At 46.0% G+C, this 16598-nt stretch carries 14 protein-coding genes; 11 read left to right on the forward strand and 3 right to left on the reverse strand.

Going from position 1 to position 16598, the window contains the following annotated elements; genetic code table 11:
- Positions 1–113: 113 nt before the first annotated feature.
- Both Q0882_RS10075 and Q0882_RS10080 read right to left on the reverse strand, forming a co-directional pair.
- A complete protein-coding gene (locus Q0882_RS10075; RefSeq protein ID WP_299180969.1) occupies positions 114–1079 on the reverse strand; it encodes a porin in 966 nt (321 codons plus the stop codon).
- A gap of 52 nt (positions 1080–1131) precedes the next feature.
- Positions 1132–1740 (reverse strand): DUF2057 domain-containing protein, encoded by a 609-nt coding sequence (locus Q0882_RS10080; RefSeq protein ID WP_299180972.1) that lies wholly within the window; start codon positions 1738–1740, stop codon positions 1132–1134.
- Positions 1741–1796: 56 nt separating this feature from the next.
- On the opposite strand from Q0882_RS10080, the gene Q0882_RS10085 reads away from it, so the two are divergent.
- Both Q0882_RS10085 and Q0882_RS10090 read left to right on the forward strand, forming a co-directional pair.
- On the forward strand, positions 1797–2762 hold the full coding sequence (locus tag Q0882_RS10085; protein ID WP_299180973.1) for an IS5 family transposase: 966 nt from the start codon (positions 1797–1799) through the stop codon (positions 2760–2762).
- An 807-nt stretch (positions 2763–3569) separates the two neighbouring features.
- Positions 3570–5492, forward strand: a complete 1923-nt coding sequence (locus Q0882_RS10090) for a PhoX family phosphatase (protein ID WP_299180975.1) — start codon at positions 3570–3572, stop codon at positions 5490–5492.
- Positions 5493–5594: 102 nt separating this feature from the next.
- Here the strand turns inward: Q0882_RS10090 and Q0882_RS10095 are convergent, their stop codons facing one another.
- Positions 5595–6362: an SDR family oxidoreductase gene (locus tag Q0882_RS10095; RefSeq protein WP_299180978.1), complete on the reverse strand. Its 768-nt coding sequence runs from the start codon at positions 6360–6362 to the stop codon at positions 5595–5597.
- A 399-nt stretch (positions 6363–6761) separates the two neighbouring features.
- On the opposite strand from Q0882_RS10095, the gene Q0882_RS10100 reads away from it, so the two are divergent.
- From Q0882_RS10100 to Q0882_RS10140, 9 genes are all read left to right on the forward strand, one after another.
- Positions 6762–7259, forward strand: coding sequence for an FxsA family protein (locus Q0882_RS10100; RefSeq protein ID WP_299180981.1), 498 nt, complete (start codon positions 6762–6764; stop codon positions 7257–7259).
- A gap of 147 nt (positions 7260–7406) precedes the next feature.
- Entirely contained in the window at positions 7407–7694 is a 288-nt protein-coding gene (locus Q0882_RS10105; RefSeq protein WP_299180984.1) for a co-chaperone GroES, read from the forward strand.
- 67 nt (positions 7695–7761) lie between these two features.
- On the forward strand, positions 7762–9411 hold the full coding sequence (groL, locus tag Q0882_RS10110; RefSeq protein WP_299180987.1) for a chaperonin GroEL: 1650 nt from the start codon (positions 7762–7764) through the stop codon (positions 9409–9411).
- A gap of 110 nt (positions 9412–9521) precedes the next feature.
- A complete protein-coding gene (locus Q0882_RS10115) occupies positions 9522–10418 on the forward strand; it encodes a hypothetical protein (RefSeq protein ID WP_299180989.1) in 897 nt (298 codons plus the stop codon).
- A 105-nt stretch (positions 10419–10523) separates the two neighbouring features.
- A complete protein-coding gene (thpR, locus tag Q0882_RS10120; RefSeq protein ID WP_299180992.1) occupies positions 10524–11084 on the forward strand; it encodes an RNA 2',3'-cyclic phosphodiesterase in 561 nt (186 codons plus the stop codon).
- Positions 11085–11137: 53 nt separating this feature from the next.
- On the forward strand, positions 11138–12505 hold the full coding sequence (gene yegQ / locus Q0882_RS10125) for a tRNA 5-hydroxyuridine modification protein YegQ (protein WP_299180993.1): 1368 nt from the start codon (positions 11138–11140) through the stop codon (positions 12503–12505).
- On the forward strand, positions 12477–13349 hold the full coding sequence (locus Q0882_RS10130; RefSeq protein WP_299180996.1) for a prenyltransferase: 873 nt from the start codon (positions 12477–12479) through the stop codon (positions 13347–13349). The genes yegQ and Q0882_RS10130 overlap by 29 nt, the downstream gene beginning before the upstream one ends.
- Positions 13350–13424: 75 nt before the next feature.
- Positions 13425–14858 (forward strand): transporter substrate-binding domain-containing protein, encoded by a 1434-nt coding sequence (locus tag Q0882_RS10135; protein ID WP_299180999.1) that lies wholly within the window; start codon positions 13425–13427, stop codon positions 14856–14858.
- Positions 14859–15012: 154 nt separating this feature from the next.
- Complete coding sequence (locus Q0882_RS10140; protein ID WP_299181001.1) at positions 15013–16518, forward strand: fumarate hydratase; 1506 nt, start codon at positions 15013–15015, stop codon at positions 16516–16518.
- Positions 16519–16598 lie beyond the last annotated feature (80 nt).

Consider the following 16598-nt stretch of genomic DNA (forward strand, 5'->3'; position numbering starts at 1 on the left):
CCGTATTGTGGCTGTCACGGTAAATTAAGGCAATAAAAAGGCCCGAATATTCGGGCCAGAAGTTTCAGTAAGAGCGGTCTGAAGGGGGGAGACGGCTCTACACTTAAACTTGATTAGAACTTGATCTGCATACCGGCCAGAATGTCCGTCTCCACTGTTGCATCTTTTGCCGCATCATCAAAATCGGTGGAGCTGACTTCAGCAAACAGTTTAACGTTTTTCTGAGATGGGAACTTGTAACTTACGTTAGCGTACCAAGTATCAGCGTCTTCAGTATTGTCATCTGAGTTTAGGTTGACATAACCCAGAGCAACTTTTGTCGTTTTAGATGCTTTGAAAGACGCAACCAGGTTGGTCACGTTAGTCTCAAAATCAGTTGCGTCATCTTCTGAAGAGGAGTAATCCGCACCAAATGTTGCAAAGCCAGCATCAAATTCAGCGCTCAGACCCCAAGTGTTGATGTCGTTAGCAGAAGGTGAATCCTGATAAGTCTGGTATGCAGCTGCGATGGATAGTGCATCGAAGTTTGCGCCGACAAATAGATCTGTCGCTTCACCGTTCTCAGAGTCATTGCCTTCAGCTTCCAGGTCATGGGAGAAAACAACACTTACGCTATCGAAATCCCCTTCCACCCGAATTACATCATCGCCAGAGGTTGAAATTGCATCGAACATATCTTCTTCAAGCGTGGTTTCATAAGCCCCTTCGATACCGAATTCGTCGCTTGCCAGATCTTGCTTACCAACCTTAACTTTAAAGTTGTTGTACTGCATACCAACATAAGCTTCTTCCAGCTCGCTGTTGTCCTGTCCATCTTTGTCTGCAGCATCTTTGAAACCAAAATCAACCTGGCCGAATGCTTTTAGATCATTACCCAGGTCATAGATGACAGTGTTCTTGATCTCCAGATCATCGAACTCCACATCCATATCATTGGCTTTTTTGTAATCATCGCGTAGCTGGATCTGCCAATCACCTTTCATTTTGAAAGTAAGGCCTTTGTCTTCGTAAATAGTGGCAGCGGTTGCAGAGTTGGCTGCAATTGCTGCAATAGCAGAAGCCAGTATCAGCTTTTTCATTTTAATATTCTCCAAACGTTTGGTAGGTATAAATGTTTATAAAAAGTAAGGGTTACTGTTTATTAATAATTTCTTTAAAGGATTCTCTTGTTCTTTCATCTGCCTGGTTGTACCAGTAGATCAACATCTGGGCTGCTATATTTTCCTTTGAAATATTTTTATTATTTTTTACATGGTTTGTGATTTGCGTATTTATTTGGCTATTGGAAAATATCTTTTTTTGAGGAAGTGCAGCTTGTGAATTAGTTTTATTAAAATCCTCAAGCTCTTGTTCATAGTCTCTGCTTAATTGAAAGCCAGATCTTTTTATTAGGTTAGATTTGAAAGGGAGAGTCTTTCCAACACCGTCTCTTAAAATCCAGTTTTGACTTTCCTCGAATGTGCTTAGATCTTTTAATTTTTTAATTTCAGGAGCTTGCAGGTAGATTATGGCGTCTTTTATTTTAAATAAGATGACAGATGCATTACTGCTTTCTAATTCGTAATCACTTCCCTTCTTTATCTCTGCGGTATAGTTGACGAGAATTTGGTTGATCCCATTAGGAAGCCTGTATTGACTACTATCACCAAAGAAACTTTCTGAGTTTACTTCTTTACCATTGACAGCAATTAGGTTTACACCGTCACCTAAGTGAAGTGTATTACCAGCACTAGGGAACATGCGATTAAGTCCCTCAGCATGAGACAATCCATGCTCTGATGTGCTGAGGACTATCCATGGATCACCAACTCTCCTTCGCTGACAGCGAATTCAACAACAAGCGCCGCCAAACCCGCAAAGAGAAGTTTCTAGGTCGCATGGAAAAACTGGTTCCTTGGCAGCGGCTGGAATCAGTGATTGCCCCTCACTACCCAAAGGCCGGTAACGGTCGCAGGCCTTATCCGTTATCAACCATGCTACGCATCCACTGTATGCAGCAGTGGTATAGCATGAGCGATCCAGCCATGGAGGATGCGCTCTATGAGATCGCCTCTATGCGTTTTTTTGCTGGTCTCTCGCTGGATAGCTCGATACCTGATCACACTACCATCATGAACTTCCGTCACCTGCTGGAACGGCATGGTTTGGCTCGAAAAATATTCCAAGAGGTTAGCTCCTGGTTAAGCGATGCCGGTGTGCTGGTAAAAGAAGGAACGCTGCTGGACGCAACGATCATCGAAGCACCAAGTTCTACCAAGAACAAAGCGGGTGAACGTGACCCTGAAATGCACCAAACCAAGAAAGGCAATCAATGGCACTTCGGAATGAAAGCCCATATCGGCGTTGATGCCAGAACCGGTCTGACGCATAGTTTCACAACTACCGCCGCTAATGAGCATGACCTCAACCAAGCCGAATACCTTCTTCATGGCAAAGAAGAGTTTATCTTCGCCGACAGTGGTTATCGTGGCGCTGAGAACCGTAAAGAGCTAGAAGATGTAAAAGCGGACTGGCATGTTGCTGAAATACCCAGCAAGGTCAAAGAGCTGAAGAAACATCCACGTATCAATAAGCTCCCATTGAAAACCGAGTATCTGAAAGCCAGTATCCGCGCGAAAGTTGAGCATCCGTTCCGGATCATTAAGTGCCAGTTTGGTTTTACCAAAGCTCGTTATCGTGGGCTGATGAAGAATGACAGTAAGCTAGCTACGCTGTTTGCTCTGGCAAACATTGCTCGCGTGGATCAGATTCTGCGGGCGTAGGATAAATCCGCCTGCATGCTGAGAAATCGGCATGCAGGCAGTAAGAAATAACCAGCAATCGTGCGATTATGCCGCAAATACAGCTTTCTTGGGAGAGTGAGCTAAAAAGTGGGGCTTAATCGCATGTTCCCTAGCCGAATGAGTAATAGTTACTAGTGTCAGAGAAAGTACTAGATTTTTAAAAGTATCTGCTAATTTCAATTTGCTTGCCTGTTTTGGTTGAAAGCTTTGTTGCGCCGCAATAATAATTTGGATTTGTTGCAATGCGGTTTCATATTTATTGTGTCCTTATGACACTTTTACTTTTCTCTATTTCTACTATTTCCATTTAGGGGATTCCCTACATCGGCTTCCTTGAAGAAATGTGTGCGCATTATATGTAAAGGTGAATCATTATCAATAGCAATAGCGACATTAATTATATAAGTGTTTGCTATTAGTATATTCCCTGCGTATATGCTTTATCTCATGGGCATAGTGCGGTGTGGCTGATCTATCTTTAGTTGCTAAGGGAAGAGGGGGGATTGAGGTAAGAGATTGATGATCTAATATGCGCTTTTGACTTCTAGTATCAATATGTCATCACTGTAAACAGTGACCGTTCTGTTTACAGGCTTCAGGTATTACCTGGATATTAAAAGCCATGGAGTTAGTGATGAGTATCGGATACGTAAGCTCTGTTCATCAGATTTTCACAAATGAGTTCTACTTTTATCTATTTGAGCATGGGGATTACGAATACCCCATTTATTAAAGCTGAAGGGTCACCCTATGGTTGATCCGCATATACTGAGTGGTATCTAGGCTATGAGCTATAACAATTCACATGATCGATGCAGCAATTTGGAAGAGCAGCAGGATTCTGAGTTCACACAGATAATTGATATGAGCGTTAGTCGTCGGACTTTTCTGACAGGTATGGGAGCACTGGGTTTGGGTGCTTTTGTCGCGACCACGCCATTGGCACAGTCAGTTCATGCTGCTATGAATTCGAAAGTACAGAGTAGTTTGATTGGCTTTAATCCGATTGTTGCAAGTACAGCTGATACTGTTGTGGTTCCAGAGGGTTATAAGGTAACTAATCTTATCTCCTGGGGGGATCCTCTTTTTGAAAGCGCACCTGAGTTTGATCCATCCGGGAATGCACCGGCTTCCTCACAGGCTCAGCAATTCGGAGACAATACTGATGGTATGTCTTTATTTGCTGTGGATGATGATCGTGCAGTGTTAGCCGTGAACAATGAGTACACTAACAATGATCTGCTTTATCACCATCAAGGTGAGAATATGACTGCGGATGATGTACTGAAAGCTCAGAATGCGCATGGTGTTTCTGTTTTTGAAATCAAAAAAACTGCTGCAGGTTGGAAAGTTGATCGATCAGGTAAACTTAATCGTCGCATCACAGCAAATACACCGATGAAGTTAACGGGCCCTGCTGCTGGCCATGATCTGTTGAAGACTGCTGCTGATTCATCCGGTACAGAGGTGCTTGGAACATTTAATAACTGTGCTAATGGTGAAACCCCTTGGGGGACTTACCTCACGTGTGAAGAAAACTTTCATAACTATTTTGGGACCGAGGATGGTTTTTATGAAGTGTCCGAAAGGCAGAAGCGTTATGGTATTAACACGACAGATAAGCGCTATCAGTGGAGTAAATTTGATGAACGTTTTGATCTGTCGAAAAATCCGAATGAACCGAATCGCCATGGTTGGGTCGTAGAGATTGATCCGATGGATCCGGATTCAGCTCCCCTGAAGCGAACTGCTCTGGGGCGTTTCAAGCATGAGAATGCGGCGCTTATGATCGATAACAGTGGACACGTTGTTGTTTACCTGGGTGATGATGAGCGTGGTGAACACCTCTATAAATTTGTCTCCAAGGGCAAATTTAACGCGACTAGCGGAACCGCCAACCGTGATCTTTTAGCAGAAGGCACGCTCTATGTGGCGAAGTTTGAAGCAGCTGAGGGTGAACTTAAAGGTAGAGGAAAATGGATCGAGCTCTCGTTTGGTAAAAATGGTCTAACGCCAGAGAATGGTTTTAACAGTCAGGCTGAAGTATTAATTTATACTCGTCAGGCTGCTACACAGGTAGGGGCGACAACGATGGATCGTCCTGAATGGGTTGCTGTCCATCCCAACAAATTGAGCGTTTGTTGCACACTGACGAATAATAAAAACCGTGGAAAGAAGGAGAATCAGCCTGTTGGAGGCCCTAACCCACGAGCTGAAAACCGATATGGTCAGATCGTTCGCTGGTCACCGGTAAACGGCGATCATACTGCTCATGAGTTTAGCTGGGATCTGTTTGTTATTGCAGGCAATCCATCTGTTCATAGAGAAGGGCTGTTGGCGGGTAGCAGTAATATAACAACTGAAAATATGTTCAACAGTCCAGATGGTCTTGGTTTCGATAAAGATGGGCGCTTGTGGATAATGACAGATGGTCAATATTCCAACAAAGATGGCTTTGCAGGCATGGGGAACAATCAGATGTTGTGTGGGGATCCCGAAACGGGGGAGATTCATCGCTTTCTAGTTGGCCCGATTGCGTGTGAAGTTACTGGGCTTGCCTTTTCACCTGATCAGAGAACTATGTTTGTAGGAATTCAGCACCCGGGTGAAAAGGGACAACCTTCTCACTTTCCGGGGGGCGGGGAGAGTAAACCTCGTTCTACAATTGTAATGATCACGCGTGAGGATGGAGGTATTATTGGTGCTTGATCGAGACAGTGATATAGATAACAGGCGATATCCTGATATTAGTTGATTCAGACGTAAAAAAACCGGCAGTTGCCGGTTTTTTTAAGATCTGAAAGATCGTACTTAGATGCGCAGGCCACCATCAACCTCGAAGCAGCGACCACTGATGTAGTCGTTTTCAAGGATGAATGTAACCGTTTTAGCGATCTCTTCTGGTTTGCCCAGACGCTTAGCAGGGATACCAGCAGCAATTTTATCCAGTGCTTCAGGTTTCATGCTCATTACCATCTCGGTGCCGATGTAACCTGGTGCAATTGACGCTGCACGGATTCCATAACGAGCCAGTTCTTTCGCCCAAGTAACAGCCATCGCCTCAACACCTGCTTTAGTAGCTGTGTAGTTTGTCTGGCCCATGTTGCCAGAGCGAGAGATAGAGGAGATGTTGATGATGCAGCCTTCAGTGCCAAGGTCGATCATCTGTGCAGCAGCTTCACGTGCACACAGGAAAGTACCTGTCAGGTTTACATCCATGACCAGATTCCACTGATCCATAGACATCTTCTTAGCTACTTTGCCTGTTTCACGGTCAACTTTCAGGAATAGGCCATCGCGAGTCACGCCTGCGTTGTTAACCAAGCCGTTTAGAGTGCCGAAATCAGCAACAACATCAGCAAACATTTTTTCTACGTCTTCTTCTTTTGCAACGTTACAGATGTAAGCACGTGCTTCAACACCTTTCTCCATGCAAAGACCAACAGTCGTGTCCAGATCTTCCTGGCTCAGATCAGCGAGTGCCAATTTAGCACCCTGTGAAGCCAGTTCCAGCGCCATTGCGCGACCAAGACCACGGCCACCGCCGGTTACAACAATTACTTTATCTTTGAGTTCCATTGAGGACTACCCTTACTTCGGTTTGACTCTGTTATTGTGCGTTGCGTCATTGTGCAGAATTCAAACTTATCTCGCTTTTGCGGAAATGTCTACTTCTAAGCAAATCGAATCATTTATCAATAAGTTTTATAGACCATTGAGGGAGTTGTGCGGCCCTATGCTGTGGGTGCTAACTTGCTGTTTTGAGATGTTTTTTCCGCACTGCGGAATAGGTTCTGTACTTTAGTATTAGGGGTGCTGCCGAGGGGCGGTGGCAGATTAAAGCCGGTTTTTATAGCAAATTCTATCCCTGAAGCTTGAAAAAATTGAGGCTGGCCCATAAGAATAGGTTATCTATTCCCTACGATCAGACCCGTTTTGATCTGCAGGAACCCTGGTTACAACCTGTTTGAGGCATTCATGAAGTTTCTATTCCTGCTGTTCATTATCGTACCCATCATCGAAATTTCTGTTTTGATCAATGTGGGTGAAGCTATCGGGACCTGGAATACTGTTGGCCTTGTACTTCTTTCTGCATTTATAGGCGTGAACATGTTGCGCTATCAGAGCCTTTCTACACTTGCCCGAGCCCAACAAAGGGCGAATCAGGGAGAGATCCCCGGACAGGAGATGGTGGAGGGGATTGTACTTGCAGTAGGCGGTGCCCTGCTGGTAACACCCGGTTTTGTTACGGATGTGATCGGGTTTAGCTGTTTGCTTCCATTTGCCCGTAAAGCTTTTGCTAAAAGTCTACTAAGTCGCTTTACGGTGATTGCATCACAACAACAGCATACCTCTTCAGCGCAGTTTTACAGTAGTGATCCTTTTCGGCATCAACAGAGCCAGGATCGATCCGGTCGCGATATATCGCCCAACTCGGGTGATGTGATCGATGGAGAGTTTGAGCGTAAAGATTAGTTTTTTTAAAAAAAAATCGAGAGGGTGTTGAATTCGGTTTTAATGCCCCAACTTAGCAATTCAAAGGGTGATGCGCCGATTGGTTGGCCCACCTACTTAACTAAACGTGTTTATTTTGGTCAGCAAAAAGATCAGGAGAAAAAACAGATGAAAATTCGTCCGCTTCACGACCGTGTAGTTGTTCGTCGTCAAGAAGAAGAAGCTACTACTGCCAGTGGTATTGTGCTGCCAGGTTCTGCTCAGGAAAAACCTAATCAGGGTGAGGTAATCGCAGTAGGTGAAGGTCGTATTCTGAATAACGGTGAGCGTCAGGCGCTGACTGTTCAGGTTGGGGATACAGTTTTGTTCGGTGGCTATGCTAATACTGTCAAAGTTGATGGTGAAGAGCTGCTAATTCTTAGCGAAAACGAAATTTACGGTGTACTTGAAGACTAATTCTTCAGGTTTGACTTTTCGTTTACCCAAGATTGTTTAAAGAATTTTTGATTACAGGATTTTAACAATGGCTAAAGACGTACTATTTGGTAACGACGCTCGTCAGCGCATGCTGGCTGGAGTAAACATTCTCGCAGACGCTGTAAAAACAACTCTGGGCCCTAAAGGTCGTAACGTTGTTCTGGACAAGTCTTTCGGTGCGCCAACAGTAACTAAAGACGGTGTGTCCGTTGCTAAAGAGATCGAGCTGGAAGATAAGTTCGAGAACATGGGCGCTCAGATGGTTAAAGAAGTGGCGTCTCAGGCTAACGATGTTGCGGGTGATGGTACAACTACAGCAACTGTACTGGCTCAGGCGATCGTTAATGAAGGTCTGAAATCTGTTGCTGCGGGTATGAACCCAATGGATCTGAAGCGCGGTATCGACAAAGCTTCCGCTGCTGTTGTAGAGCAGATTAAGGCGATGGCCGTTCCTTGTGCTGACAATAAAGCGATTGCTCAGGTAGGTACCATCTCTGCGAACGCTGATTCTCAGGTCGGCGAGATCATTGCTGAAGCGATGGCTAAAGTGGGTAAAGAGGGTGTTATCACTGTAGAAGAAGGTTCTGCACTGGAAAATGAGCTGGACGTTGTAGAAGGTATGCAGTTCGACCGTGGATACCTGTCTCCATACTTCATCAATAATCAGGACAATATGTCTGCTGAAGTTGAGCAGCCATTTATCCTGCTGGTTGATAAAAAGATCTCTAACATCCGCGATCTGCTACCTATTCTGGAGCAGGTTGCAAAAGCATCCCGTCCACTGTTAATTATCGCAGAAGACGTTGAAGGCGAAGCGCTGGCAACTCTGGTTGTAAACAACATGCGCGGCATCGTTAAAGTTGCTGCGGTTAAAGCACCAGGTTTCGGTGATCGTCGCAAAGCGATGCTGGAAGATATTGCTATCCTGACTGGTGGTACTGTGATCTCTGAAGAGGTAGGTCTGACACTGGAAGAAGCTTCTCTGGAGCAATTGGGCCAGGCAAAACGTGTTTCTATCACTAAAGAAAACACAACTATCGTTGATGGTATCGGTGCTGCTGAGAATATCGAAGCTCGCGTTAACCAGATCCGCGCACAGATGGAAGAGACCTCTTCTGATTACGACCGTGAGAAGTTGCAGGAGCGTGTAGCTAAACTGGCGGGTGGTGTTGCTGTAATCAAAGTAGGCGCAGCAACTGAAGTTGAGATGAAAGAGAAGAAAGCACGTGTTGAAGATGCGCTGCATGCAACTCGTGCTGCTGTTGAAGAAGGTGTAGTACCTGGTGGTGGTGTTGCCCTGATTCGTGCTATGGACAAAGTTAAAGATCTGAAAGGTGATAACCACGATCAGAGCGTGGGTATTGAACTGGCATTCCGTGCACTGGAAGCGCCACTGCGTCAGATCGTTGGCAATGCGGGTGAAGAAGGTTCTGTCATTGTGTCTAATATTCGTGAGAAGGGTGAAGGTAACTACGGTTATAACGCTGCTTCTGGTGAGTATGGCGATATGATCGACATGGGTATCCTGGATCCAGCTAAAGTAACACGTTCTGCGTTGCAGGCAGCGGCATCTGTTGCTGGTCTGATGATCACTACTGAAGCGATGGTTGCTGATAAACCAGCTGAAGGTGGTGCGCCAGCTATGCCTGACATGGGTGGCATGGGCGGAATGGGTGGTATGGGCGGCATGATGTAATTGCCGGTCAACCGACCTGACTGTTCGAAGAGAGCCCCGCATTTTGCGGGGCTTTTTGTTTCTGCGTAAAATGGCCGCATTGATAATTTTAAAGAAGTGAAATCAATCTAATGAACCGTGATGATGACGATATTAATGTTCCAAACCTTGGGCCTGCTGATCCAAATGAGGAGGGTCGTAGCAAGCCTGTGAAAAAGGGTAAGCCTGCTGTTGCTGCTGATAGTAATAAATTACCGGCAGGAAACAGCAGCGGAGGGAGCTTAATACAGACGTTTGTGATCATTATTCTTATCGCATCGGTTGCTGGTCTGGGCTATTTCGGTTTTGGTATCTATCAGGAGCAGCAGGAGCGAAAAGCAACTTTCCAGCAGGCTCAGGAGCAGATTGAGCAGCTTCAGGCGCTTTTAAAACAGGCGGAGCAGGGTGCGGTGAAGTCTGATGAAACGCTCAAAGGTGATGTGAATTCGCTTGAGAACAGCCTGAAGCAAAAAGATAAGCAGCTGGATTCAGAGATTGCAAAGTTGTGGGTGATTGCTCACCAGCAAAATAAGCCAGAACTGACGAAACAGGGTAAGCAGCTAGCTGAGTTAAAACGTTCGTTGTCGGATCAGGCAAAAACGGTTAAAGCCTTGAGGGCGGATCTTGCTGCGCAGTCAAAACAGCTAAAAGCGGTTGCAAGCTTTAAAGAAGATGCTGCGAAGCTGAAACAATCGGTGAATGAAGAGCTTAAAAAGCTCAGTAGGGTGGTGGCCCGTGCGGAGACCGAGATGCGAACAGCGGGCGAGTTGATGCAGGAGCAGCTGGATGAACAGCGTAAAACACAACGGGTTTTATCGGATCGACTGGTTAAGCTGGAAGGTAAAAGCACAGTGGATTTGGAGCGCAGGGTTAAATTGAATGAGCAGTCCGTCAGAGCATTTGATAGTACAAGGCGCCAGTTGAATCAAGACCTGCTTCAGGTAAGACAAAAGCTGAATAATTTACAGTTGATGATCGAACAGCGATAGTTCTGACTAAATAATGATCAGTATTTTGTTTTCAGGGTTTGCTATGTGCACGCCTTGAAGGCAAAATACACGATTCCTCAAAGACAGGGATAGATTTAACCTCTTATGAACATCCGTGCTTTTTTTGCACTAACGCTACCTGATTCAGTCGTTCGTTGGTTAGCTGATCATGCTGATACGCTCTGTGAGTATGATCGTAAAACAGAGGTTAACTGGGTCGATTCTGACCGTTATCATTTAACGCTATGTTTTCTTGGAGAGATCGATCTGAATAAGGTCGATGAGCTTGAGCATTGTGCACGTGAAAGGTTGGCTGATTTCAGTTCATTTCAGGTGCATATTAATGCGGCAGAATACTATCGCGTGAGCAAAAAACTGGCGCTGATCGCTGCGTTGCCAGATGTTCATGAGGAATTACAGTCTTTGCACGACATTATGGTGTCCGTAGCCTCTGATGCAGGGGTTAACTACACTGAAGAGGATTTCAAACCCCATGTGACATTGGGGCGTTTACCTGGAAAAAATAAGTTTAAGAAGCCTGAAAGCTGGCCTGCGATTGACTTGTTCAGTCTGGCTGATTCAGTGGTTCTTTTTCAGAGCAAACCCGGGGAAGACGGATCTATCTATACGCCGCTTTTTGAGATCCCATTAAAGGATCTGTCCTGATCTGAAATCAGCAATTAGCACATTTAGACTCTTACAAAAGCCATCTCATAACTATGTTGAATCCAGAACTTTTGTCCCCTGCAGGGACACTGAAGAATATGAAATATGCATTCGCCTACGGGGCTGATGCAGTGTATGCAGGTCAGCCACGTTACAGCCTGCGTGTGCGGAATAATGACTTCAATATGGATAACCTGTCAGAAGGGATCGATCTTGCTCATCAACTGGGTAAGAAGTTTTTCCTCGCCAGTAATATCCTCCCGCACAACAGCAAGCTGACAACCTATATCGATGACCTGCGTCCTGTGATTGAGATGGGACCAGATGCTTTGATTATGTCAGACCCCGGTTTGATCTATCTGGTAAAGGAGCAATTTCCGGATATTCCGATCCATCTATCCGTTCAGGCGAATACCATGAACTGGGCTTCGGTTAAGTTCTGGCACTCAATGGGTGTAGAGCGCGTTATTCTATCACGCGAGCTCTCTCTGGATGAGGTGGCTGAGATCCGTCAGCGTTGCCCGGAGATGGAGATTGAGGTTTTTGTTCACGGCGCGCTGTGTATCGCTTATTCAGGGCGTTGCCTGTTATCCGGGTATATCAACAAACGTGATCCTAACCAGGGAACCTGTACTAACAGTTGTCGCTGGAAATACGATGCGCATGAAGCGAAAGTCGATGACTCCGGTGATGTTGTTCCTGTAGAACAGTTTGATCCACAAGCTGAGCAGGAAGCAAAACCAGCACTGGGTGTCGGAAAGCCAACGGATCAGATCTTCCTGCTACAAGAGGAAACGCGTCCAGGTGAGTATATGCCAGCCTTTGAGGATGAGCATGGCACCTATATTATGAACTCCAAAGACCTTCGTGCGATTCAGCATGTTCATCGTTTGGCAGAGATGGGTGTGGATTCTTTGAAGATTGAAGGCCGTACCAAATCACACTACTACGTAGCCCGTACAGCGCAGGCGTATCGTAAAGCGATCGATGATGCTGTTGCAGGTAAGCCATTTGATATGAGTCTGATGGATGAATTGGAAAATCTGGCTAGCCGTGGGTATACAGAAGGTTTCTACCGTCGCCATGTCCATGATGAGTACCAGAACTATGAAACGGGTAACTCCGTTGGTGTTCATCAGCAGTTCGTAGGTGAAGTGATGAGTTACGATAAAACTGCTGGGATGCTCGAGATTGATGTGCGTAACCGTTTCCTCAAAGGGGATACGCTTGAGCTGATGACCCCGCAGGGAAATCATAAGTTTAAACTCGAAGAGATGATCGACAAAAAGGGTAACTCAGCAGATGTTGCTCCCGGTTCAGGTCATGTCATGCGAATCCCTATGAATCTGGAAGCTGATCTGGAATATGCGCTGTTGATGCGTGATCTGCCTAATGCACCGGGATACAGCAGCCAAAAGTAATATGATCGCCGAAAAATACCTGTTTTGGCGTGCTATACGGCCGTTTTCGTTCAGTGTGGCTCTTATAGTATGCCTGACAGGTATTGTCATCGCTTATCGGGATGGTATAACCAACATCCCACTCTCCCTCCTTATTCTATCAGCAGGCCTTCTGCTACAGACCGGCGTTAATCTGATCAATGATTATGCGGATCTCTCTCAACCTGAGTTGAGCCCGGCCTCGATTCGGCAGATTAAGGCAAACTTCAACTATGGCCTGATCAGCTTCCTGCTGGCAGCCATCATTGGGTTCTTTCTGATCATTAATTCAGGACCTCTCCTCTTAGTGCTAACTGCCATCGGTGTTGTTGGGGCATTGGGTTACACGTTGGAGCCGATCAATTACAAGCGTCGCGGTCTTGCCGTCCTGCTGGTCTTCTGGCTCATGGGAGTGCTGATGGTGGTTGGAAGTTACTATGCCCTGTCGTCTGAGATAACAGCTGATCTGTTTCTGTTATCGGTTCCGGTAAGCCTGTTTACATCTTTGTTGCTTCTGAGTAATGAGATTCGTGATTTTGAGGATGATTGTGCTAATGGGATCAACACGTTGACTGTGAGGTTGGGATATCCGACTGCGGTCGTGCTTTACAGATCACTTGTTGTGTCCGTGTATCTTGCGTGTTTGTTGCTCTATCTCTTCAATTTACTTCCAGGCGCTCTCTGGGTGCTACTCAGCCTTCCTGTTCTACTGCTGCCCTTAGGCCGGCTTGAAAAGACAGGTGCAGATAGGAGCAGGCTTCCACCCGAAACGGGGCGTTCCTTTCTCTGTTTTGGCTTGTGCTACTGTCTGGCGTTGCTATTTTAGTTTTTTCGGCCTATATAATTAATAGATAAACCATTGGCGCCTGATCAGCGTTGCTTTACTCTTGGCCGGAACGGTATGAGTTATCTACGAAAGTTGCTCTCGTTATTAGGCGTAATGCTGTTCGTTTTTGCAAACGGCGCCTCAGCAATTGAACTTAGGGAAGAGGAGCGGGCGTGGCTTGAGCAGCATCCCGTGATCCGCTATGCCCCTGCACCGAACTATCCCCCCGTCGAATTTTTTGATGAGACTAAACGTCATCTCGGTATCACTGCGGATTTTCTATCACTGATTTTACAGAAGGTTGAACTACCCATTGAGATCCTGCGTTACGACACGTGGGATGAGGTGATGGATGCAACCCGTCAGCGAGAAGTTGATATGTTAGGTTCTGTTGCCAGAACCCCTGAGCGTGCCCAGTTTTTAGAATTTTCTCCGGTATATATCTCTCTGCCCACATTGATCTATATGCGGCATGATTCGCGCTACGAAGAGATCGAGCTGAGTCAATTGATTGGCAAGCGAGTGGTTGTTATTGAGAGCTATGCATCGACAGAATTTCTTCATCAGAACTATCCGCTGATTGACACAATTACCGTACCGGATATTGAAACGGGGCTCCGAATGGTCTCATATGGCATGGCTGATGCGATTGTCACGACAGAGGCGGCAGCGGTTTACTATATCGAGAAGCACCGGTTGTATAATCTGAAATCTGTAGGTAGCTCTGATGTTGTCTGGCATCTAAGGTTTGCTGTACGCAAGGATTGGCCTGAGCTGATCAATATCATCCAGAGAGCAGTTGATGAGATCCCTTCTCCTAAAAAAGAGTCTTTGATCCAGCGCTGGCTAAAACTCGATTATCCAAAGCAACTTTTACAAAGCCAATGGGTTCAGATGATCCTGGTACTGGTGGTGATGTTGCTGTTGATGAGTTCAATCATTTTAAATGGGATGCTGTATAAGCAGATAGGCCGGCATAAACGTCAGGTTGCTAAAGTTAAGCGCCAACTTGATGAAGCAAAAGAGCAAGTTGAAGAGTTCAGGCGTGTTGACCCTTTAACCGGTATAGCCAATCGTCGTTCCTGGCTGTCAGAAGCCAATAAGGAGTTAGCGCGTTTTCATCGATATGGTCAGAGTTTTTCAGTGATCTTCATTGCAGTTGAGGATTATCAACGCTTATGCAGTGAAGGGTTGAAACTTGTTGCGGAAGATCGATTACGCCAGGTTTCTCTGATTATCGCAGGGGAGGTGAGGGAGCACGATCATTGTGGCGATATTGGTAATGGTCATCTCTGCCTGCTGGTGCAGGGAGAAGATGAGGTCAGAGCGCAGCAGGTAGTGGAGCGGCTTAATGCACGTTTGCTTGAGAAAACCCAGAAAGGTGACAGTTTTGATGGACCGGTTATCAAAGTGGGTATAGCCAGCCCGAAAATTTCAACAGTATCGATTGAGGAGTTGCTCCAGCAGGCTGAAGCGCAGCTTTATGCGTCGAATACATCCCCCGAATAATACCAATGCCCGACACCGAAATGCGGTACTTTTGGTGTATACTCCTGTCCCAGTTCAAGCTCTCCTGAGAGAGAGCGTAAACGGGTGAGGATTCAACATACTGAATCTTCCTAACCTCAGCCCTTTGGCAAGAAGCTTTACTGGGAGTCTCCGAATGAGCGTAATCCGTCAAGACGATATGATCAGCAGTGTTGCTGATGCATTGCAGTTCATCTCTTATTACCATCCGATTGATTTTGTACAAGGTGTACATGAAGCCTATCTAAAGGAAGAAAATCCGGCTGCAAAAGATGCGATGGCCCAGATCCTGATTAACTCCCGTATGTGCGCAGAGGGGCATCGTCCTATCTGTCAGGATACTGGTATCGTAACTGTCTTCCTTAAAGTGGGTATGAACGTTCAGTGGGATGCTACCATGAGCGTTACAGATATGGTGAACGAAGGTGTTCGCCGTGCTTACACTCATCCGGACAATGTTCTGCGTGCATCAATTTTGGCAGATCCGGCGGGTAAACGGCAGAATACTAAAGATAATACGCCTGCTGTCATCCACTATGAGATTGTAGAGGGTGATGAAGTAGAAGTTCATGTTGCAGCGAAAGGCGGCGGTTCTGAAAACAAGTCTAAGATGGTCATGTTGAATCCATCCGATAGCATAGTGGACTGGGTTGTTAAAACAGTCCCGACTATGGGAGCAGGCTGGTGCCCACCAGGTATGCTGGGCATAGGTATTGGCGGTACTGCTGAGAAAGCCGCAGTCATGGCAAAAGAGTCCCTGATGGATCCGATCGATATCCATGAGCTTCGTGAGCGCGGACCTCAGAACCGGGTTGAAGAGCTACGCTTGGAAATTATGGATGCAGTTAACAACTTGGGTATCGGTGCTCAGGGTTTGGGTGGCCTGACAACTGTTTTGGACGTTAAGATCATGGATTGCCCAACCCATGCTGCGTCCCTTCCTGTATGCATGATTCCAAACTGTGCAGCGACACGTCATACGCATTTTAAACTGAAGGGTGATGGTCCAGCTGTACTGACACCACCAAGCCTTGAAGACTGGCCAGATGTGACCTTTGAGGTAGGCTCAAATACACGTCGTGTTAATCTGGATGAGATCACACCTGAAGCTGTTAAAGAGTGGAAAGTCGGAGAAACTGTTCTGTTGAACGGTAAGATGCTGACGGGGCGTGATGCAGCGCATAAGAAAATGGTAGAGATGCTGAATAACGGCGAAGAGCTGCCAGTAGATCTTAAAGGGCGCTTCATCTATTACGTCGGCCCTGTAGATCCAGTACGTGATGAGGTTGTAGGTCCAGCAGGCCCAACAACATCTACACGTATGGATAAATTCACCCGTCAGGTGATCGAAAGTACAGGTCTTCTGGGGATGATCGGTAAATCTGAGCGTGGTCCAGTGGCTATTGATGCGATTAAGGATAACGAAGCTGTTTATCTAATGGCTGTTGGCGGGGCTGCGTATCTGGTATCGAAAGCGATTACTAATGCCAAGGTACTGGCTTTCCCAGAAATGGGAATGGAAGCGATCTACGAGTTTGAAGTGAAGGATATGCCGGTAACTGTGGCGGTTGATACATCAGGCGAATCTGTCCATACGACAGGCCCTGCTAAATGGAAAGATATCATCGCTAAGCAGGCATAAAGCCAGAATGATAGGAAAAACGCAGCATATGCTGCGTTTTTTTTGGTTAAAATAACTTAGATATTGTCCCTTGGGAGTAT

Source organism: uncultured Neptuniibacter sp., from assembly GCF_947498015.1.
Classification (GTDB): domain Bacteria; phylum Pseudomonadota; class Gammaproteobacteria; order Pseudomonadales; family Balneatricaceae; genus Neptuniibacter.

Bases quoted from the DNA above. Each gene is read 5' to 3' on its own strand.
- Q0882_RS10075 (WP_299180969.1), bottom strand. From the start codon at position 1,079: ATGAAAAAGCTGATACTGGCTTCTGCTATTGCAGCAATTGCAGCCAAC.
- Q0882_RS10080 (WP_299180972.1), bottom strand. From the start codon at position 1,740: ATGTTCCCTAGTGCTGGTAATACACTTCACTTAGGTGACGGTGTAAAC.
- Q0882_RS10085 (WP_299180973.1), top strand. From the start codon at position 1,797: ATGGATCACCAACTCTCCTTCGCTGACAGCGAATTCAACAACAAGCGC.
- Q0882_RS10090 (WP_299180975.1), top strand. From the start codon at position 3,570: ATGAGCTATAACAATTCACATGATCGATGCAGCAATTTGGAAGAGCAG.
- Q0882_RS10095 (WP_299180978.1), bottom strand. From the start codon at position 6,362: ATGGAACTCAAAGATAAAGTAATTGTTGTAACCGGCGGTGGCCGTGGT.
- Q0882_RS10100 (WP_299180981.1), top strand. From the start codon at position 6,762: ATGAAGTTTCTATTCCTGCTGTTCATTATCGTACCCATCATCGAAATT.
- Q0882_RS10105 (WP_299180984.1), top strand. From the start codon at position 7,407: ATGAAAATTCGTCCGCTTCACGACCGTGTAGTTGTTCGTCGTCAAGAA.
- groL (WP_299180987.1), top strand. From the start codon at position 7,762: ATGGCTAAAGACGTACTATTTGGTAACGACGCTCGTCAGCGCATGCTG.
- Q0882_RS10115 (WP_299180989.1), top strand. From the start codon at position 9,522: ATGAACCGTGATGATGACGATATTAATGTTCCAAACCTTGGGCCTGCT.
- thpR (WP_299180992.1), top strand. From the start codon at position 10,524: ATGAACATCCGTGCTTTTTTTGCACTAACGCTACCTGATTCAGTCGTT.
- yegQ (WP_299180993.1), top strand. From the start codon at position 11,138: ATGTTGAATCCAGAACTTTTGTCCCCTGCAGGGACACTGAAGAATATG.
- Q0882_RS10130 (WP_299180996.1), top strand. From the start codon at position 12,477: ATGCACCGGGATACAGCAGCCAAAAGTAATATGATCGCCGAAAAATAC.
- Q0882_RS10135 (WP_299180999.1), top strand. From the start codon at position 13,425: ATGAGTTATCTACGAAAGTTGCTCTCGTTATTAGGCGTAATGCTGTTC.
- Q0882_RS10140 (WP_299181001.1), top strand. From the start codon at position 15,013: ATGAGCGTAATCCGTCAAGACGATATGATCAGCAGTGTTGCTGATGCA.